Below are 19678 nucleotides of genomic sequence, written 5' to 3'. Positions count from 1 at the left end.
TTCATTGGGCAATAAAGTGACGACCTCAGGCTGCATTTCACCCTCAACAACCAAGGTGACATCATCATAGTCATAATAAGCTGAAAGCATTATGTAAAAAATATCATCGGCAGAGCCTTCTATGATGCACTCTTCCTCATTTCCACCTGCATAGGGTCGACAGTCATACATCGTGTCAGAAGGCAATTGGCCTTTTTTCACATACAAATCAATATCACCTGAGCCGCCACTGGTTTTCACCGTCGCGTTATTAAACCCCGTTGGCATGGTAAATTGATAGTATTTAAGTTCCCCTTCAGTAGCACTCAAATTCTCAATAGGGGTATTTAACTCAAGGCTTGGCAAAGGTTTTAAAGTGAAATTAAGCGACAAACTAACATCTGTGTAATCCTCAATCGCCACAAGTTTAACAAAATACTGTCCGCTTTCAGGTGAATTAATCTCACACGCTTCCGTGTTGTTATCGCCATTTGAACGACAATCATAGTCACTTTCTGAAGGATGCTGGGCTTTCTTTAAGTAAATATCGACATTACCCGTTCCCCCTGACGTGGTCACAGTGACAGTTTGCACATCGTCCGGAAGACTGAAGTTAAATAATGCCTCTTCACCCATATCGGCAGATAGGTTACTGATTATCTCACCATTTTCTATCTCGACAGCAGGGTTTATATAGACGCCCACTTGTAAAAAAGCGTCTTGAACATCTGAACTATCGTAACCAAAGTCTTTCGCTGCGTTAAATACCCCTCTGGCACCTTCATCAAAGGTCGAATTTTCTGTCCAGTACATTCTGTTCGCCAGCACCATTACACCAAATGCTTTTCTTATTCCCCAGCCATCCTTGTTGGCAAGTAGATAGAAAGCTCTGTTATAGACACCACTTGAGTAATGAACGTCGAGACCGTCGTAGTAGTCACTTGCATGACCAATCGAGCGACCATCACGGGTTGGATCTTCAAAGTAACGAAGTGCGCCCTCCCCTTTGAAAATATCCGCACCAACCAGCCAATCATTCTGATTTCTCAGGAAGAATTCCGCTGCCTCTCCTGACATATCAGAGAACGCTTCATTCATGCCTCCTGACATACCACTATATACGAGACCCGAATTTTGTTCGGTGAAGCCATGGCTGACTTCATGGGCAGATACATCAAGACTAACAAGTGGATGAAAGGTAGTCGCACCATCACCAAATGTCATAGCCGAGCCATTCCAGAACGCATTTTCATAACTGCTACTATAGTGAACCCGCATCTGTAGCTGAAATGTCAGCGGAGAGGTTTCGTACCACTGCTTGAACATATCAAACACCGCATTACCGAAATAATGTGCATCATTGAGTGGCGAGTAAGCTCCATTGATGGTTTTCTTGGTATTTTCCGGGCACTCATAGGAGTAGGCTTCGGTCCCTGATGTCCCATGTGCCAAGTCTACTGTCCTGACATTATCATTTTCCATATAGCAGGTCTCACCCTGCTGCTTAACATCAAGCTTCTCAAACTCGGAGCCATACTCATAACGTCCGATCTTTTCATTACCGCCCGGGCCTGTTCCCACTTTAGCATTATTCAAGCCTTCCCAACGTTTTATAACTTCACCCGTTTTCGCATCGATCAGTGCAAAGGGACGTGTTGGCTTCAAGCCAGGTACAAAAAAGCTTGTCTCATATACCAACCTTGCTTTGTTGCCTTTATCAAGCCAGACGTAGAGCTCGACCTGCTCATTTTTGAGCCACAACTTATTCGTAAATTTTTTAGCTGCGTACCGTGGACTTTTACTAATAGTTAACGCCTCTTCGGGCGTAAGTGATGGCTTTAAATCAGCTAAGTCAGAATAAATATCTGTAACGACTTCGCCACGTGTGCTCACCGCTTTCCCGTCGGCAATATCCGATACCAGATGTGACCCGTTCACCCGCACACCATCAATATATTGGTGGTGTACGACTTTTACCTTTCCATTCGGAAGAGATATTTGCTTAACGGGTAAAAAACCGGAAAACGATTCATTGGGGAGTTGGCCTAGCGTGGGGGCTTGTGTGAGCGTTTTATCAGACAAGAAATCTGAATTTTCCAATTGCGTGATTGTCGCAGCTTGGGCACTGCCAAATAATAAAAACAGTAAACCAAGAGAAATTGCATTCCTTCGCATTTAGTCACCTAGATATAAAAAACAAGTGTATTATTTTTGTTCGATAGATCATGGTGAATCTTAATATATTACTAATCTAAAATTTTTATCTATTTCAGCGCATTGGGGGCACCTCTTATTTTTACCAATAAAAACCTTGTACGACAGTTTAATAATTATTTTGACAAAATAGTTATTAGCTAGTGTTTGACTCCTATCTCAAACATAAAAAGTAATTCAAGAAATCATTAGACAACAAACAAAATGGTATTTAATGGATAAATATCTTTGTGAATATTAGGCTTTATGTTTTGACGGGTAAAAATAGGTAAGAAAAAGCCCAAGCATTTCATGCTTGGGCTTAAATATGGCGGTGAGAGAGGGATTCGAACCCTCGATACGTTTCCGTATACACACTTTCCAGGCGTGCTCCTTCGGCCACTCGGACACCTCACCAGATTTTTGTTGTGAACTTTCGGTCACAACGGGCGGTCACTATATTCATTTCACCCGCTTCGGTCAATGAATTTCAAAAGGCAAACAGTTCGTTAGCGCAAAAAACAGACAATAAAACCGAGTTCTATACGAGGTATAAAATATGGGGCAGAGAGCGAGCCATTGATCTCTACTTTGTACTTTGCGCAGTCACTGCCCCTAACTCCAACACCATATCATCGATAGCAGTCTCAATGGCTCGGTAAAGAGCATCAGCTCCATCCGGCGAATTATACTGTCCCATAAACTCTTCTTCTGGTGAGAAAACAGTTCTAGTTTGAACACGTTGCTTATCATACTCAACATCAAAGAGGATGATGATGGGAGAATAAGGCGTTGTTACTTCTTCTTTCGTATAGGCCCCGAGAGATGAATCCAAAGCGCAATCATCAAAGAAAGGCTCAGTGGCGAGCTTCATTAACTCTCCCTGAACACCAGCACTGCCAAATGCAATATGTCGGAAAATAATTGCTCGGTTACTGTAAACATCAAAGCTATATACCTTAACGCTTTTTCCGGAAAACATGTTGCCGTACTTGCTAGACAGAACATCTGCCAGCAGTTCAAGCCTCAAGGGCTCGGTTCTATCCTCTCCCAGCCTTTCAACGCCATAGTCACAGCTGGTTATAAGATTCGACAAAAACTCCCCGCGAAGCTTTTTCACATCACGTTTGTCTTCAATATTCACTTTTTCCTGGTTATCCAGAGATAAATGAGGAGTCAGCTTAGCAACGGGACTGACACAACCAATAAGTGTCACTATGACAATGATAAGTAAGTAACGCATAACATCCTTAAAAATTGTTTTTAACGTCTCGTGCATTGAATATCGTTTTTTCTGATTTGTATTCAACCAGCCACACCCTTTTTTTTGCTTGAGTGTCGTTCTAGAGACGCCATATTTTAAGTGTGACAACACATAGCCTATATGTCGGGTGAACTCTTTTTTGAATGGTAAAGTGGATAGAGATTTCAAGGTCTGGTGATATCGACTTTAATGGATTCGAGTATCTTTAGGTACTGGGGCATGAATACTCAAAGTAGATAAAAAACTAACTCACTCAAACAGAGAAATCAGAAAACCACTTTGCAATCTTTCAGATAATAAAAAGCCCAAGCAGATATGCTCGGGCTTAAATATGGCGGTGAGGGAGGGATTCGAACCCTCGATACGTTTCCGTATACACACTTTCCAGGCGTGCTCCTTCGGCCACTCGGACACCTCACCAATTTTCTAAGCGACTGATGTCGCTAACGGAGGTGCACTATAAAGATGAGTGGTAGGTAGGTCAACAGCTTCGTACCAAATGTCATGTCAACTGAACAATTTCTCATCGAACCGCAAAGAAAAGAACCACCTAAATACATGTACCAACCAATATCATTCTCTTTCCGCCATTAACAACACATTACTTATTCAAAGACGGCTACCAGTGCTGACAGAGGTCGGTTTGATATTGGGTGCCTAACGAGAATAATTCAGCGAGCCTATTGCCCCAAATGCAGATATACAGCTTGATTATATAATACTGCAACGGGTTCGGAGTTAATACCACCGAAACCTGCATATTCGATTATTTGGGTATACACTATGCGGCCAAGTAATCTAAGAGAAGACCGAGATGGCTCAGACGTTAAAAGAATTTATCGCTAACCACAAACTACATAACCACCTGCTATCTGATATGCAAACACACGGATTTGTTACTGCAATGGCTGCAGCGCCTCATCTGATTGATCCGAGTGAATGGCTGGCATTTATGTGGGGAGGAGAGGAAACGTCTCCTTTCGAAAGTCACGAGTTACTTGAAGAATATGCGAACATTATTGTCGCAATCTGGAATGAGCAAAGAGAAGCACTGCTTTCAAACCAATGGCAATGGCCAGAAGCCTGTGCATTAGATGATGAAGAAATTGTTAATGCTGAAACTCGTTTGTTTTGCGAGGGTTTACTTCAGGGCTGGACACTGGCCAGAGATGATTGGGAAACATTAATGCCCGAACAATCTGAAGATAATGCGCTTCTAGGTGGCGTTATACTGTCAATTACTCTCATGTTCGATCCTGAGTCTGCGCTCTCCGCAATGGAACAGCAAGGAGCTGCCGAGCTTGCCCAGTTTGAAGAAGTTTTCAACGCAATGCCTACCATGCTTTGCGGACTGACTATGCGTGCAGCCCAACGCGTTGAAGAATCAATGTAATTAAATAGAACTTTGCAAAAAAAAGGGCGCACTAATTAGCACGCCCTTCCCTAAATATTCATCGAATTCAGGTGTTGCCCTTCACAGTGAGTTGCAGCTCAGCAGCAAAATCAAGCATGCGATTCAATGGGATCAATGACCGTTCACGTAATGACATATCTACGTGGATTTCATGCGCTTTACCGCCGTCTTTGAGCGCAGATTCAATCGCTTCCAGGCCATTCATCGCCATCCAAGGACAATGCGCACAGCTCCTGCACGTCGCGCCTGCACCTGCCGTTGGAGCTTCAACCAGCTCTTTCTCCGGCACCATCTGCTGCATCTTATAAAAAATGCCTTTGTCAGTTGCAACAATCAGCTTTTTATTGGGAAGCTCTCTCGCCGCTTTGATCAGTTGGCTGGTCGACCCCACAGCATCAGCAATTTGCACTACACTGGCCGGAGACTCTGGATGAACAAGAATAGCTGCATCGGGATAGACAGCTTTCATATCTTTTAGAGCCTTGGCAGAGAATTCATCATGGACAACACACTCTCCCTGCCATAACAACATTTCAGCCCCGGTTTGCTTCTCGATATACGAACCAAGGTGACGGTCAGGCCCCCAAATAATCTGTTTCCCTTCTGAATCAAGGTGCTCAACGATTTCAAGTGCTATCGAAGACGTAACCACCCAGTCAGCCCTCGCTTTAACCGCAGCGGAAGTATTTGCGTAGACCACGACAGTATGGTCAGGATGCGCATCGCAAAACTCACTAAACTTATCAACGGGGCATCCAAGATCTAATGAGCACTCTGCATCGAGGGTTGGCATGAGGACTGTCTTGTCCGGTGTTAGTATTTTCGCACTTTCACCCATGAAACGAACCCCACCTATGATGAGTATCTTCGCAGGATGCTGGTTGCCAAAACGAGCCATTTCGAGGGAGTCGCCTACGAATCCCCCCGTCTCTTCAGCCAGAGCCTGAATTTCAGGATCGGTATAATAGTGGGCAATCAAAACCGCATCTTTTTCTTTTAAGAGTTTTTTGATGCTGACGATGTAGGCCTGTTTTTCTTGCTCAGTCAATACTCTTGGTTTTGGGGGAAAAGGATAAACCACTTCGGTGGTTTCAAGGACTTGACTCATTGACTTACTCTGAATTGTTCACGTTCCATTCAATATACATTCATGGCATAGGGAAAGGAACGTATCCCCTATGGCTATCACCGCAAAAAGCCGGACATAACCGGCGTTTCACAATTATAAAACATCTCTAATTTTTTGACAGTTCTTTCTTAGCATCCCGAGCGGTAGACGTGTCTGGGTACTGTTCAACAATTTGTTGATAAAACCCCTTTGCCGTTGCCTTATCGCCTTGATTAACCGCTATTTTGCCAAGTTTAAACAAAGCATCCGCTCTCTTACCTGATTTCTCGTCTTTAACGACAGATGTAAAATGAGGCTTAGAGTTGTTAAAATCGCCCCGGGCATAATATAGCTGCCCAAGCCAATAGTGTGCATTAGCTTTGTACACAGATGACGGGTAACTGCTGATGAAACTCTTAAGAGCCTGAGTCGCGCCATCGTAATCTTTATTCTTCAGAATCAGATTTACAGCGTTTTCGTAGTCGGTATTTTCGTCTTTGTTTGAGGAGTATTGACCAGAAGCTGGTTTTGTTTTTCCAGGCTCTTCCGCGATTGCCGACTTGGCCGTTCTGAGTGTGTCGATCTCACGGTAAATATCTCGTTGACGGCTCAGCATCTGATTCAGCTCATAGCTGTTACGTTCAACATTACCTCTCAAGTCATCAATTTCTCTGGCAATAAGATCAAGCTGTTGCTGCATTTCAATTTGCGTCTGATTACGGGCTTTGATCAATCTTGCAAGATCATCAAGCCTCTGTTCGACGCTTTTAGAACTACCCAGCTCTGAAACTGGCGCTGGCTCAGCGTTTACAAAAAACGCTGAGCCAGCCAACAATGCCAGAGATAATTTTCGTAAAGTACGTATCTTCACTTTATCTCTCTATTGTTTGAAGAAACCAGAATCAGTAAACCAGTACTGCGCGACGGTTTTTGCTATACGCTGCTTCGTTTTGACCCAGAACCAGCGGCTTTTCTTCGCCATAGCTAACAATGCTGATCTGGTCAACAGTTACACCAAGTGCCTGAAGGTACTTTGCAACAGCTTTTGCACGACGCTCGCCAAGTGCAATGTTATATTCAGGTGTTCCACGCTCATCAGCATGGCCTTCAACCACTACTGTGATATTTGCGTTGTTACGCAGGAAATCCGCGTGTGCATCCAGCATTTCTTCGTATTCTGGCAGAACAGAAGAATCGTCAAAATTGAAATAAACAGTCTGAGACTGACGAAGCTGTTGGTTACGCTTTTCCTGTTCAGTCATTGTTTGGCTTGTATTGTCCACTGGCGTAACAACAGTCGTTCCACCGGTTGTTGAGGCACCGCCTGCGTTTTCAGTAGACTGCTCGCTTGAGCTACATGCTGCCAGCGTGAACATAGGTAAAGCCACTGCCAAACCTTTAAGTAGTTTGTTAACTTCCATCTTGTATTCCTTTTTTTAACCTAACTTTGCGCATCTGCTATAAAAACGGTGACCACGCTGGTGCACGGACCCTTCCATTCGTTACTGGTAGCCTTGCTTTAAATCGTCCATCTATTGAAACCATAGATAAGACGTTTCTACCACCATACATCGAGCTGTAAATCACCATACCGCCGTTTGGTGCCAAGCTGGCAGACTCATCCAGCATGGTTTTCGTCAGTATCTGAACCGCCCCACTACTAAGATCTTGTTTGGCGATGTTGTAGCCTGAATTCGACTTTTGTACTGACACTAAAAAACGGCCGTCCGGGGTCAACTGACCACCTAGATTTTGCCTTCCCTGCCACGTGATGCGCTGGGTACTACCGTCAGCCAAATCTACTCTATAAATCTGAGGTTTACCACCCCGGTCTGATGTAAATACCAGAGAGTTACCACTCGGATCCCAGAATGGTTCAGTATTATTCGCCCTTCCTTTGGTTATTTGTTTCATCTTCCTCGTTGCTAAATCAACAACATAAATTTGCAAACTTCCAGTTTTGGATAAAACAACTGCCAATTTATCACCATTCGGTGAAAAACGTGGTGCACCATTATGACGAGGATATGACGTTATCTTCTCAATCTTAGCAGTCAGGATATTCATAATGAATATCTCCGCCTGTTTGTTCTCGAAGCTGACATATGCCAAGTGCTTGCCATCAGGTGACCAAGCCGGAGACATAAGAGGCTCATTTGAACGAATAGCAATTTGTTCATTGAAGCCGTCATAGTCCGCGACTCTAAGCTGATAGGGATATTTCGCCTTATCATTAATTACAACATAAGCAATTCTTGTCGAAAACGCGCCTTTTTCTCCAGTTAGTTTCTCATAAACGAGATCGGAGATACGATGAGCATAACGTCGTAGCTGTCTGTTTGTAGGCGTTTTAAGCACTTTTCTATTGTTTAAAAGGAGATGATCACGGGTCAGTACTAATTGCCCGTCAGTACTCAGCCCTTTAGCCATACCACCAGTCAATTGCCCACGAACAATGTCTACCAATTTGTATTCAATGACAAAGTCACCGTTTGCATTTTCAGACACCTTACCCGTCAATAACGAATCAACTCCCATCGCAGTCCATTCGTTATAGTTGATGTCATTGTCCTCATAAGGCGTTTGTGGCATCAAATTTACGGGCACAGGCTTAAACTTACCACTGCGCTGTAAATCTGATGAAATAACATCAGACAGGTCTCTTGGTGCCTGACCCTGTCCTTGCCATTTAAATGGGATAATGGCGATGGGTCTTGCAGAGTCGATACCTTCGGTGATCACCAATTCAAGACCTGCATATGCTGTCTGTGTTGCGCTAACAAACAGTAATGCTATCCCGAGGAAAAATCGTTTACACATAGTTGCTCCTACTTACCCGGTGCAAAGGTTAAGCTAATATCCCTGAGTTTTTCGTTAACGGCTGGGTCTGTCGACATGGGAAAAGAGGATACTTTCAAGACAGCGGCTTTGGTAGCCCGACATACCGATCCGTCACCGGATACTTGCGCTACGTCAAGAACTACACCTGTGCCTGTGAGACGAATCTTTACCCTGCATTCCTTGCCCAGCATGCTATCGTCGTAAATCAAATTTTGTTTAATCATCTGCTTGTAAACACTTCCCAGGCGGCTCACTTCATCGCTGACAAATTGACCCCGGGCATTGCTCCGCAGAGCAGAATCTGACTCTAGATCGCTAAAAAGCTCATTAAGAGCAGCCTCCTGCTCCTGCTGCTTACGTTTTGCTTCTTTTGCTTTTCGCTCAGCCTCCTTCCTTTGTTGCTCAGCTCTTCGTTTTGCGGCTTCTGCTTTTTTCTTCTCTTCAATCTTTTTCAGTCTTTCTTGCTCTGCCTTCTTGGCAGCGGCTTCAGCCTTTTTCTTTTCTTCAATGCGCTTCAATCGCTCTTCTTCAGCTTTTTTCGCAGCCTGTTCAGCTTTTTCTTTGGCTGCCTGCTGTTTCTTGCGCTCTTCCTCAGCCTTTTGAGCTGCAGCTTTGGCTTTCGCCGCCTGCTCTTCGGCCTGTTGTTTAGCTAACAGCTGAGCTTTTCGTTCCTTTTCGGCCTGCTCAGCCGCTTTCTCAGCTCTTTTGCGCTCAGCGACCTTACGCTGAATTTCTGCCTCTTCAGCTGCCGCCTTTTCTCTGGCAAGCTTCGCTGCCTCTTCAGCTTTCTTCCTTTCTTCTGCAAGCTTCTGACGCTCTTCAGCTACTTTTTGTTTTTCACGTTCAGCCACTCTGGCAGCTTTTTCAGCATCTAATTTTTGTTGTCTCAAATCACGTAAACGTTTTTCATCCAGCTCGCGTTGTCGTTCAAGTTCATCAACCTGATTTTTCAATCGGCTTAAGCGCTCATCTTCACGCCGTTTTGCTTCATCTCTCTGCGCTCGTATCTTTCTCGCTTGCTCCGAGACAACGGAGGGATCGATAACAACTGCGTCGATCACACTGCCACTTTGCGTTGACTTTTTGTTCGAAGTGAAATCAGAACCCCATAACAGTACAGCGAGTAGCACGCCATGCAAAATGACTGACGCAAATATTGCCAAACCGTAATTACTGTTGTTGATTTTTTTCATTCACTTTCTCATTTACGGCTCAAGAGGCTCGGTCATTAAGCCCACTGAGGTCACGCCAGCTTTGTTTAATTCATCCAGTGTCAGAATGATCTCAGAATACGGTACCCGGCCATCACCCCCCACCAAAACGGGTGACGCAGGGTTGAGTTCAAGCTCTGCTTTTACACGATAGACAAGATCCTGCATCGATAGGCCTCGTTGCATGTCTTCATTATCAACGCTCAGTCCTAGCCCACCGTTTTGATCCACTTCAACAATTATGAACGAGGCATTATCCTGATCTTTAGCAAGCTCACTGGCAGTTTTAGCTGTCGTCGTTTTAGGTAATTCAACGTCAACCCCCTGTGTAACAAAAGGGGCCGTCACCATGAAAATAATCAAAAGAACCAGCATGACATCAATGTATGGCACAACATTGATTTCAGCGGTCATTTTTCGGCGTTTCACCTGATAAGCCATTAACTACTGCTCCTTCGGCGTCGCAAAGGCTTGGCGGTGCAGAATGCTTGAAAACTCTTCCATGAAGTTGGCATAGTCATTTTCAAGGCGGTTTACTTTATGACTCAATCGGTTATGAGCCATGACAGCGGGTATTGCAGCAAATAATCCCATAGCGGTGGCAACCAAAGCCTCAGCTATACCGGGGGCAACCATCGCGAGCGTGGCTTGCTTGACAGCACCTAAGCCAATAAAGGCATGCATGATGCCCCAAACCGTGCCGAACAGACCGATGTAAGGGCTGATTGAGCCGACGGTGGCAAGAAAAGGTAAGTGAGTTTCGAGTTCTTCTACCTCTTTCGACAATGACACCCGCATGGCTCTTGAAGCGCCTTCCATGACCCCTTCTGGTACACCACCATTACTGCGATGCAAACGAGCAAATTCAGTGAAGCCAGCATAAAAGATTTGCTCACTGCCACTGAGATAATGTTTGCGAGCTTTGACCTCTTGATAAAGCTGGCTCAGATCAACGCCTGACCAAAACCTATCTTCAAAACGTTCTACTTTCTGGGATGCCTGCGACAGCGCGCGGGATCTTTGGATAATCATGGCCCACGACATCAGAGACATGCTCAGCAGCACCAACATGACCGATTTCACAAGCAGACTGGCTTGCAAAAACAAGTCGAGGATTGACAATTCAGCGTTCACTTAACATCTCCGCTATATGCTTTTGGGATAGGGGGCTGGATTTTGGTTTCATTGATGTGGGGTCAACACAAACTACGGTGACAAGGGCTTCGCAATACAGCAAACCCTGTTTATCCACGATTCGTTGAGTAAACTGCAACGAGGCTCGCTTCATTTGTGTAACCCAAGTTTCGACTGTGAGCTGGTCATCAAACCTTGCACCTTTCTTAAAATCCATTTCTATTCGGCTTACAACAAATGATGTGTTTTGCTCGAATAATTCCACTTGGTTGACACCAATTTCCCGTAATAGTTCTGATCGTGCTCGCTCGAAGTATTTGAGAAAGTTTGCATGGTACACAAGACCGCCGACATCGGTATCCTCGTAATAGACCCGAATCGGCCACCTAAATGGATGGAAGTTAGTCATCCTGAATAATTACCTGAAAATCCTGTTAATCTAACAGATATCACTATACCGGACTTTTTACGGGTTATGAAAGCCCCACGTCCACGTCTGGTCATGTTTGAAACAATTGTTTTTGTAATTATTAGAAGTCGTCTGTAAATAAAAAAGCCCAATACACAAATATTGGGCTTTCAATCATAAATATCAGGCTTTGAGCTAGGTATACAAAGTCAGAAATGTGGTTAACAGAACCAACCATGCAAGAGGTGGGAAGAAGACCAACTGCCAAAAAAACGTCTTTGGCTTAAAACCAACGCCATGTATCAGGCTACAACAAGTCGCCCAGATAATGGCAACGGCATTGGCCGCGTTAAAACCGCCGATTGCCTCAGAAAAGGCGTGCGGATCCCACATAACAAGCGCACCGCATGCAATAGCCATAACCAACGACAGCAGCGTTAAATACGTGCGTTGTAGCCTGTTGTGAATACCATCCAGTGCGCTCATAGCCCTAAACCTCGCCGTTATTGTCCATGGCCTCGTTATGCTCAAGCCACAGAGCGTTAATAATACCGAATGAGCACGCCAGCAATACACCTAGAATCCAAGTGAAATACCACATGATTTACCCCTTCTTTTAGTAAGCTGATGATTTGTTGTCTTCGATGTGTTTTTCATCGAGACGACCAAACATTTTGTAGTAACACCATGTGGTGTAACCAAGAATTACCGGCACCATAACAGACGCGACACAGGTCATGATCGTCAACGTCAGTTGGCTGGATGTTGAGTCCCACATAGTCAGGCTGTGACCCGGTACCAAGCTTGATGGCATGATGAACGGGAACATAGCGAAGCCTGCTGTCAGAATAACGCCCGCAATTGTCAGGCTTGAAAACAGGAATGCGAAACCACAACGGTTGAAGCGTGCTGAAATTGCAGACAACAGCGGCATAATAACTGCCGTTGCAGGTGCAAGCCACAGTAATGGATACGCATCATAGTTACGGAACCATGCGCCTGTCTGTGTCATTACTTCTTTGTTCAGTGGGTTAGATGCTGCATCGTGCACCAGTTTGCTGGTCACAATATATCCATCAATGCTCTGAACCCAAATACCCGCGATGATAAAGCAAACCGCCATTAGCAATGAAGACGCCATAGAGACAATCCGTGCACGCTCGCGCAGCGCATCTGTTGTTTTCATTTGCAGCCAGTTAGCGCCCTGAGCAACAATCATAAATAGGCTGACCAGTCCGCATAGCAGCGCGAATGGGTTCAACAAGCCAAAGAATGAACCTTTGTAGGTTGGAACCATAAACTCACTCAGCTCAAATGGTAGGCCCTGAAGAAGGTTACCGAACGCCACACCGAATATAACCGGTGGTACGAAGCTGCCCACGAAAATTGCACGGTCCCAGTTTTGACGCCAGCGTGGATTTTCAATCTTAGAGCGGTAGTCGAATCCAATTGGACGAAGCCACAGCGCAGCCAGCGTCACAATCATCGCCAGGTAGAAACCAGAGAAAGACGTTGCATAAACCAGGGGCCATGCAGCAAACAAGGCACACCTGCGGTGATAAGCCAAACCTGATTGCCATCCCAGTGTGGTGCAATAGTGTTAATCATAACGCGGCGCTCGTTATCGGTTTTACCAATAACAGGTACCAACGCACCTACGCCCATATCAAAACCGTCAGTAACAGCAAAGCCGATACAGAGGACGCCAATCAGCGCCCACCAAATGAAACGGATAATTTCGTAATCAAACATTGTCTACGTTCTCCTTACACTTCTACCTGACGAGATAAATCTGCTTCAGGACCTTTTTGTTCAAAGTGGTAACGACCAGTTTTCAGGCTGCTTGGGCCTAGGCGCGCAAATTTGAACATTAGGTACATCTCGACAATCAAGAATACTGTGTACAGGGCAATAATTGTTGCCAGTGATATCAGAACATCGCTTGTCGGCAAGTTAGACGCTGCCATACGAACCGGCAGTATCTCACCAACAGCCCATGGCTGACGGCCAAACTCTGCGACGAACCAACCTGCTTCAGAGGCAATCCAAGGCAATGGGATGCCGAATAGAGCAAGTTTCAGCAACCATGGCTTCTGACCAATGCGCTGACTGCAGGTTTGATAGAAAGACATACCGAAGATGAACAGCATGGCAAAGCCACAGGCCACCATAATTCGGAACGAGAAGAACAATGGCAGTACATGCGGGATTGAATCTTTCGCAGCAGCCTTAATTTGTGCTTCAGTCGCATTGGCAACGTCGTCGGTGTGCGCTTTAAGCAGCAAACCGTAGCCCAAGTCTTTCTTCACTTCATCAAATTTAGCGATATTCTCTGGAGTCTTGTCACCTGCGCGGAGCTTTTCAAGCAACTCATAAGCGACGATACCATTACGAACACGCAGTTCGTTTTTCCCTACCAGTTCGCTCAGACCCAGAACAGGCGTATCGATTGAACGGGTCGCGATAATACCCATCACATATGGGATCTTAATAGCGTAATCGGTATGCATCGTTTCCTGGTTTGGAATACCAAACAAAGTAAATGCAGCAGGCGCTTCTTCTGTATGCCACTCTGCTTCGATTGCGGCTAATTTTGCTTTCTGTACATCACCCAACTCGTAACCAGATTCGTCACCCAGCAAGATAGTAGACAGAATTGCAGCCATACCAAATGACGCCGCGATAGCGAATGAACGACGTGCAAACGGCAGGTCACGGCCTTTCAACAGGTAGTATGAGCTAATGCCCAGAATAAACATTGCGCCTGTTGTGTAGCCTGCAGAAACAGTGTGAACGAATTTAACCTGAGCGACCGGGTTAAATACCACATCCGCAAAGCTCATCATTTCCATTCGCATGGTTTCATAGTTGAATTCAGCACCTACAGGGTTTTGCATCCAACCGTTAGCAACCAGAATCCACAGCGCCGAGAAGTTTGATGCTATGGCGGTTAACCAAGTAACAGCAAGGTGTTGACGCTTGCTCAGCCTATCCCAGCCAAAGAAGAACATACCGATCAACGTTGACTCAAGGAAGAATGCCATCAGGGCTTCAATAGCCAGAGGTGCGCCAAAGACATCACCCACATAATGTGAGTAATATGCCCAGTTGGTGCCGAACTGGAACTCCATCGTCAGACCAGTACTTACACCAAGTGCAAAGTTAATTGCGAAGAGCTTGCCCCAAAACTTTGTCATGTCTTTGTATATTTGTTTGTCGGTCATGACATAAAGGGACTCCATGATGGCAAGCAGGAATGCCATTCCAAGAGTCAGGGGTACAAACAGGAAGTGATACATCGCGGTGAGTGCAAACTGGAACCGCGATAGATCCACTATATCAGCTATCATGAAAACTCCTACGCCCTCAGTATCACTGACGTAAATACTCAGGTATCTAAGAAAATGCTCAAATAAAACACACCAGCTAGTTATCAGGGCTCATTCGTTATTCTCTCAGAGAGTTGTAAATCCCCTGCCGAAAATATGTTGCACCATTGTTTTCTAGACGTTGGCACTTTGTTAAGTAAGCTCTAATATACTACCCAGTAATAATAAGCTTTTTTTGCTCTCAGTCAAAGAATTTTTGTGCTTAATGTCATATTTAAGCTATTAAAAATACGTATGAAAAGACTCTAATATTTGATCTTGATCAATAAAAAAATATGATAAATCTATAATTGTTTGAAATATTGATTCTGATATGTTTTCTAAGAAAACACCGTAAAATTACGAGTTTTCTCCTCTTAAACTGACTACTTTTTTAGCCAATAAAATAAAAAAACGGCGCTTTAAACAGCGTCGTTTTGGTGTCAGTTTTACAGACATTGTTGAGCGAAATTTAACCAAATATCTCTATATCTCAGGGTTTAATCGATCTGGGATCACGTAAATTCATATAGGATGCCCAGAACTCAAAACTAATAAAACTGACCATAAACTGATATTTTCTCCAGACTGCATACGTAATCCCTCTCAATTAGTATTGATTTACAATCATTCCAACCCCGGTCGGCCAAAAGTATGAAAATAGGATATGGATACTGACGTCAGGGAGTGCACAAGGAAGAGTGCAAAGCGAGAAAAGGCGTTATCCTGATGGGGTAACGCCTATTGTTTTTGATGACACACATCGTCGGTGTGGTTGCTGATTTTAAGGGAGGTGACTACTCAGGTAAGTCAAAACCAAAGTGCAGATAAGCACGTTGACTTGCAATACGCCCTCTTGGGGTTCGTTGCAGATACCCCTGCTGAATCAAGAAAGGCTCCAATACATCTTCAATAGTATCTTTTGCTTCTCCGATCGCTGCAGCAAGGTTATCGAGACCGACAGGCCCGCCATCAAATTTTTCGATAATGGCTTTGAGTAGTTTTCTATCCATATAGTCAAAACCCTGAGTATCTACATCGAGCATATCAAGTGCCTTCGCAGCAATATCTGCACAGATTCGACCATCAGCCTTCACTTCTGCGTAGTCTCTGACCCGACGTAGCAGGCGATTCGCAATACGGGGAGTACCTCGGGCACGGCGAGCGATTTCTAACGCGCCATCCTGATCCATTTCCAGGTTCAGGCAATTTGCACTCCGCTGTACAATCCCTTTCAGATCGGCAATGTTGTAGTATTCAAGCCGCTGAGTAATACCAAAACGGTCGCGTAAAGGAGATGTTAATGATCCCGCCCGAGTTGTTGCTCCGACCAAGGTAAACGGTGGCAAATCTATTTTAATGGAACGCGCAGCTGGTCCCTCCCCAATCATGATATCTAATTGGTAGTCCTCCATTGCTGGATACAAGACTTCCTCAACCACAGGGCTTAAGCGATGTATCTCATCAATAAAAAGGACATCATGAGGTTCAAGGTTGGTTAACAGCGCCGCGAGGTCACCCGCTTTCTCAAGCACAGGGCCAGATGTGGTCCGGATATTTACATCCATCTCGTTGGCAACAATGTTGGCGAGTGTGGTTTTCCCCAGCCCGGGAGGACCAAATATTAACAGGTGATCGAGTGCCTCTTCCCGCTTCCTTGCCGCATGGATAAAAATTTCCATCTGATCACGAACGTGATCCTGCCCCTGATAATCTTCCAGCATTTTTGGGCGAATGGCGCGATCAATCACCTCATCCTCTTTACTGGGCGGTACTGACGCGGTAAGTCGATCTGCTTCTATCATCTACTTGTCACTCCTAGACCATAGACCGGAGGGCTTCACGAATAATGGCCTCACAGCTCATACCATCCTGTGCCACCTGTTTGACAACTTTCTCAGCCTGAGCCGCTTTGTAACCCAGAGCGATCAATGCACTGGACGCTTCATCTTTAGGATCGCTGGACGCTGCAACCACAGTATCAGTGCCACTGCTACGGCGGGCAGCTGCATCCGCATGAGGTGTGAAGAGGTCAAATGCATGCCAATTTTTCAGCCTGTCACGCATTTCAATAACCAGACGCTCTGCTGTTTTCTTACCTACACCGGGTATTTTAACCAGCGTGGAGACATCTTCACGTTCAACACTGTCGACAAACTGTGTTGCCGTCATAGCAGACAGAATAGCTAAACCCAGCTTGGGTCCAACGCCATTTGCTTTAATCACTTCACGGAACAACGCGCGTTCAACGATACTATTGAACCCGTATAAAAGCTGAGCATCTTCTCTGACGACAAAATGGGTGTAGACGATGGCTTCCTCGCCAGTGTCCGGCAATTCATAAATACAGTTCATTGGCATACTGACTTCATAGCCAATACCGTTGACTTCAATAAGAATTTCAGGGGGTTGTTTTTCTAGGAGGGTTCCGCGCAGTCGGCCAATCACAGTGAGTACTCTTTAAAGGGTGTTAATGCGAATAGCATAATGAACAACTGGATAGATATCCAGTTTTCTACCACCAGAATTCCCTGAATTTTGAACCGATAAACAAGGCCACTGCAGAGAGGACGTAACAAACTGCAAAAAAAAACCGAATGCGCTAACAACATTCGGCCTTTTGGACTTTTTACTCGCTGCTAACTGACTAATTGCGCCGTGTTACTGTCATCACCATTAATCAACTGCAGTCTGGCAAATTCTTTGTATTCCCCGCTTTCCCGCATCAGCTCATCATGCGTACCACTGGCAACCAGCCTTCCCTTTTCCATCACCAGAATCCGGTCTGCATTGACGACTGTCGATAGTCGATGCGCAATAATTAAGGTTGTTTTTTCTGCCATCAACGCATCGAGCGCCCTTTTGACGTGGAATTCGCTGACCGCATCAAGCGCACTGGTTGCTTCATCCAGCAAGAGTATTGGGCGATCGGCAAGTATTGCCCGTGCGATAGATATACGCTGTTTCTGTCCACCGGACAACCTGACCCCGCGCTCACCGAGCTCGGTATGATATCCACCAGGTAACTCTTGGATAAATTCATCCGCGCGAGCCTGTTTGCAGGCTTTGATAACCTGTTGCTCACTCGCTTCTGGCAGTCCATACCTCACATTCTCAATCACGGATGCGGCAAAGATGACCGACTCTTGCGGTACCAGAGCAAACTGCTGCCTCAATATCTGTAAAGGTAACGACGATACAGGCATTCCATCGACAGACACATGTCCGGATTCAGTATCATAAAATCGCTGGAACAGGGAGAAAACGGTACTTTTTCCTGCCCCACTGGCCCCAACAAGTGCGACCCTCTCTCCGGGCTGAATATTGAGGCTGAGATCGTTGAATATGGGTAACTCATTGTCACCTGGATACCGAAAGGTCACGTTATCAAAACGCAGTTCTCCATTAACTGTTGCTGGCAGAGCAACAGGTACGGATGGCTCTTCTATATCCGACTTCGCCCGGGATAATTCTATAAGCCTCTCTGACGCACCCGCCGCCCGGAGTATTTCACCTGTAACTTCACTGATGGTTGCCACTGCACCCGCAACCAATACCGCATAAAAAATAAATGCAGAAAGTTCGCCGGTAGACATACTCCCTGCAAGCACATTTTGAGCACCAAACCAAGTAACAATAATGATGGCAGACACGCTTAGCATCATTACCGAAAAAATTAACATTGAGCGATACCAGATACGTTTACGTGCAGCGGTCATGGAGTCTTCAACTCCGGCAGCAAAATGGCGTCTATCCTGTTCCTCATGCCCGTAAGACTGCACTGTGTGTATTTCGTGCAGGGTCTCATCGATCTGTGCGCCTAACGCTGCCACTTTATCCTGACTGAGCCGGGCAAGCCTGCGTACCTTTTTGCCAAGGATACTCACAGGTACCAAGACGACAGGGACCACCAGCAGTACCATGCCTGTCAGCGTCAGACTGGTCACTGCCATCATAATAACACCGCCAATTGCCGTGAGAGCAGAGCGTAAGGTCATAGAGAGACTGGTTCCCACCACAGTCTGCAGCAAAGTAGTGTCAGCGGTGAAACGGCTAATCACTTCTCCTGTACGCTCACGGGAAAAATAGGATGGTGGAAGGCTAAGCATTTTCTGATAAACAGAAAGACGGATATCAGCACTGACGCGCTCGCCAAGCCAGCTCATCAGGTAAAAACGAAAAAACACGGCAACTGAACTGAAAAGCGTGATGGCAAGAATCAATAGCGCACTTTCTGTCAGTTTGTCCGAATTTCCTGATAGAAAGCCGTCATCAATCAGCATTTTAACTCCCTGCCCCAGTGCCAGCAAAGCGCCTGAGCTCAGAATCAAGAATACTAGCGCAGCAAAAACACGGTGCTTGTAAGGCTTCAGGAAACCACCTACCCAGCGAATAATCTCCACTGTGCTGAACTGCGACAGGGTCGATGCGGCGCCTGGTTCTTTCATTCTATTCACTGTTTTTCCTTGCACTTTAATCTGTATCGTTACTGATACGTTAACAAAAACATACGGTTCAGGTTGTACAACACACCTTCGCTTCCTCTCAAAGGTGATGTTAATGCTCTACATATCCTACATTTCTCGCAAAACCCAAAGACATAGTAATAAATATCACGTTGAGAATAGCCATATACACGCCTCTTGACAGTAAATCGCAGAAGTGGAACTCAGTAAGATCAAACAGGCGTTTAGTATAGGGAGCGATTGATTTCTCTTAATTTTATTTAGATATATGTCACGCATACCCGTATCACG

At 45.3% G+C, this 19678-nt stretch carries 17 protein-coding genes, 2 tRNA genes and 1 pseudogene; 1 reads left to right on the top strand and 19 read right to left on the bottom strand.

What is annotated here, in order from left to right:
* The 4 genes from A8L45_RS02780 to A8L45_RS02765 all read right to left on the bottom strand — a co-directional run.
* A partial coding sequence (locus tag A8L45_RS02780; protein ID WP_068898973.1) for a M4 family metallopeptidase occupies positions 1-2154 on the bottom strand: 2154 nt, incomplete at its 3' end.
* Between the two features lie 347 nt (positions 2155-2501).
* Positions 2502-2589: transfer RNA gene (locus A8L45_RS02775), tRNA-Ser, on the bottom strand.
* 169 nt (positions 2590-2758) lie between these two features.
* Positions 2759-3415 carry a hypothetical protein gene (locus tag A8L45_RS02770; protein WP_068898971.1) on the bottom strand — a complete coding sequence of 219 codons (657 nt, stop codon included), beginning with the start codon at positions 3413-3415 and terminating at the stop codon, positions 2759-2761.
* Positions 3416-3768: 353 nt separating this feature from the next.
* Positions 3769-3856 (bottom strand) — tRNA-Ser (locus A8L45_RS02765).
* A 394-nt stretch (positions 3857-4250) separates the two neighbouring features.
* Here A8L45_RS02765 and A8L45_RS02760 point away from each other — a divergent pair.
* Entirely contained in the window at positions 4251-4829 is a 579-nt protein-coding gene (locus A8L45_RS02760; protein WP_068898969.1) for a UPF0149 family protein, read from the top strand.
* Positions 4830-4896: 67 nt separating this feature from the next.
* On the opposite strand, the gene nadA is transcribed toward A8L45_RS02760, so the two are convergent.
* From nadA to A8L45_RS02685, 15 genes and pseudogenes are all read right to left on the bottom strand, one after another.
* A complete protein-coding gene (gene nadA / locus A8L45_RS02755; protein WP_068898967.1) occupies positions 4897-5958 on the bottom strand; it encodes a quinolinate synthase NadA in 1062 nt (353 codons plus the stop codon).
* 127 nt (positions 5959-6085) lie between these two features.
* Complete coding sequence (gene ybgF, locus A8L45_RS02750) at positions 6086-6829, bottom strand: tol-pal system protein YbgF (RefSeq protein WP_068898964.1); 744 nt, start codon at positions 6827-6829, stop codon at positions 6086-6088.
* A 31-nt stretch (positions 6830-6860) separates the two neighbouring features.
* On the bottom strand, positions 6861-7379 hold the full coding sequence (pal, locus tag A8L45_RS02745) for a peptidoglycan-associated lipoprotein Pal (RefSeq protein WP_068898961.1): 519 nt from the start codon (positions 7377-7379) through the stop codon (positions 6861-6863).
* A 37-nt stretch (positions 7380-7416) separates the two neighbouring features.
* On the bottom strand, positions 7417-8778 hold the full coding sequence (tolB, locus tag A8L45_RS02740; RefSeq protein WP_068898959.1) for a Tol-Pal system beta propeller repeat protein TolB: 1362 nt from the start codon (positions 8776-8778) through the stop codon (positions 7417-7419).
* Between the two features lie 8 nt (positions 8779-8786).
* Entirely contained in the window at positions 8787-9992 is a 1206-nt protein-coding gene (gene tolA, locus A8L45_RS02735; RefSeq protein ID WP_068898957.1) for a cell envelope integrity protein TolA, read from the bottom strand.
* A 12-nt stretch (positions 9993-10004) separates the two neighbouring features.
* Positions 10005-10451 carry a protein TolR gene (gene tolR, locus A8L45_RS02730; protein ID WP_068898955.1) on the bottom strand — a complete coding sequence of 149 codons (447 nt, stop codon included), beginning with the start codon at positions 10449-10451 and terminating at the stop codon, positions 10005-10007.
* A 3-nt stretch (positions 10452-10454) separates the two neighbouring features.
* On the bottom strand, positions 10455-11144 hold the full coding sequence (gene tolQ, locus A8L45_RS02725) for a protein TolQ (RefSeq protein ID WP_068898953.1): 690 nt from the start codon (positions 11142-11144) through the stop codon (positions 10455-10457).
* Positions 11134-11553 (bottom strand): tol-pal system-associated acyl-CoA thioesterase, encoded by a 420-nt coding sequence (ybgC, locus tag A8L45_RS02720; RefSeq protein ID WP_068898951.1) that lies wholly within the window; start codon positions 11551-11553, stop codon positions 11134-11136. The genes tolQ and ybgC overlap by 11 nt, the downstream gene beginning before the upstream one ends.
* Positions 11554-11748: 195 nt before the next feature.
* Entirely contained in the window at positions 11749-12039 is a 291-nt protein-coding gene (gene ybgE / locus A8L45_RS02715; RefSeq protein ID WP_068898949.1) for a cyd operon protein YbgE, read from the bottom strand.
* A gap of 4 nt (positions 12040-12043) precedes the next feature.
* Positions 12044-12154 (bottom strand): cytochrome bd-I oxidase subunit CydX, encoded by a 111-nt coding sequence (gene cydX / locus A8L45_RS02710; RefSeq protein ID WP_068898947.1) that lies wholly within the window; start codon positions 12152-12154, stop codon positions 12044-12046.
* Positions 12155-12169: 15 nt separating this feature from the next.
* Positions 12170-13305, bottom strand: a pseudogene (gene cydB / locus A8L45_RS02705) (cytochrome d ubiquinol oxidase subunit II).
* Positions 13306-13319: 14 nt separating this feature from the next.
* On the bottom strand, positions 13320-14900 hold the full coding sequence (locus A8L45_RS02700; protein ID WP_217492112.1) for a cytochrome ubiquinol oxidase subunit I: 1581 nt from the start codon (positions 14898-14900) through the stop codon (positions 13320-13322).
* An 818-nt stretch (positions 14901-15718) separates the two neighbouring features.
* The gene (ruvB, locus tag A8L45_RS02695; protein WP_068898943.1) at positions 15719-16726 is read right to left on the bottom strand and encodes a Holliday junction branch migration DNA helicase RuvB; all 1008 of its coding nucleotides are present in this window, start codon (positions 16724-16726) and stop codon (positions 15719-15721) included.
* 13 nt (positions 16727-16739) lie between these two features.
* A complete protein-coding gene (ruvA, locus tag A8L45_RS02690; RefSeq protein WP_068898941.1) occupies positions 16740-17369 on the bottom strand; it encodes a Holliday junction branch migration protein RuvA in 630 nt (209 codons plus the stop codon).
* 191 nt (positions 17370-17560) lie between these two features.
* A complete protein-coding gene (locus A8L45_RS02685; RefSeq protein WP_068898939.1) occupies positions 17561-19369 on the bottom strand; it encodes an ABC transporter transmembrane domain-containing protein in 1809 nt (602 codons plus the stop codon).
* Positions 19370-19678: the final 309 nt, after the last annotated feature.

This window comes from Veronia pacifica, assembly GCF_001707825.1.
Classification (GTDB): domain Bacteria; phylum Pseudomonadota; class Gammaproteobacteria; order Enterobacterales; family Vibrionaceae; genus Veronia; species Veronia pacifica.
Note: the sequence above shows the minus strand (reverse complement) of the source record. Positions and strands in the feature narration are given on the sequence as shown.

Bases quoted from the DNA above. Each gene is read 5' to 3' on its own strand.
- A8L45_RS02770 (WP_068898971.1), bottom strand. From the start codon at position 3,415: ATGCGTTACTTACTTATCATTGTCATAGTGACACTTATTGGTTGTGTC.
- A8L45_RS02760 (WP_068898969.1), top strand. From the start codon at position 4,251: ATGGCTCAGACGTTAAAAGAATTTATCGCTAACCACAAACTACATAAC.
- nadA (WP_068898967.1), bottom strand. From the start codon at position 5,958: ATGAGTCAAGTCCTTGAAACCACCGAAGTGGTTTATCCTTTTCCCCCA.
- pal (WP_068898961.1), bottom strand. From the start codon at position 7,379: ATGGAAGTTAACAAACTACTTAAAGGTTTGGCAGTGGCTTTACCTATG.
- tolB (WP_068898959.1), bottom strand. From the start codon at position 8,778: ATGTGTAAACGATTTTTCCTCGGGATAGCATTACTGTTTGTTAGCGCA.
- tolA (WP_068898957.1), bottom strand. From the start codon at position 9,992: ATGAAAAAAATCAACAACAGTAATTACGGTTTGGCAATATTTGCGTCA.
- tolR (WP_068898955.1), bottom strand. From the start codon at position 10,451: ATGGCTTATCAGGTGAAACGCCGAAAAATGACCGCTGAAATCAATGTT.
- ybgC (WP_068898951.1), bottom strand. From the start codon at position 11,553: ATGACTAACTTCCATCCATTTAGGTGGCCGATTCGGGTCTATTACGAG.
- ybgE (WP_068898949.1), bottom strand. From the start codon at position 12,039: ATGAGCGCACTGGATGGTATTCACAACAGGCTACAACGCACGTATTTA.
- cydX (WP_068898947.1), bottom strand. From the start codon at position 12,154: ATGTGGTATTTCACTTGGATTCTAGGTGTATTGCTGGCGTGCTCATTC.
- ruvB (WP_068898943.1), bottom strand. From the start codon at position 16,726: ATGATAGAAGCAGATCGACTTACCGCGTCAGTACCGCCCAGTAAAGAG.
- A8L45_RS02685 (WP_068898939.1), bottom strand. From the start codon at position 19,369: ATGAAAGAACCAGGCGCCGCATCGACCCTGTCGCAGTTCAGCACAGTG.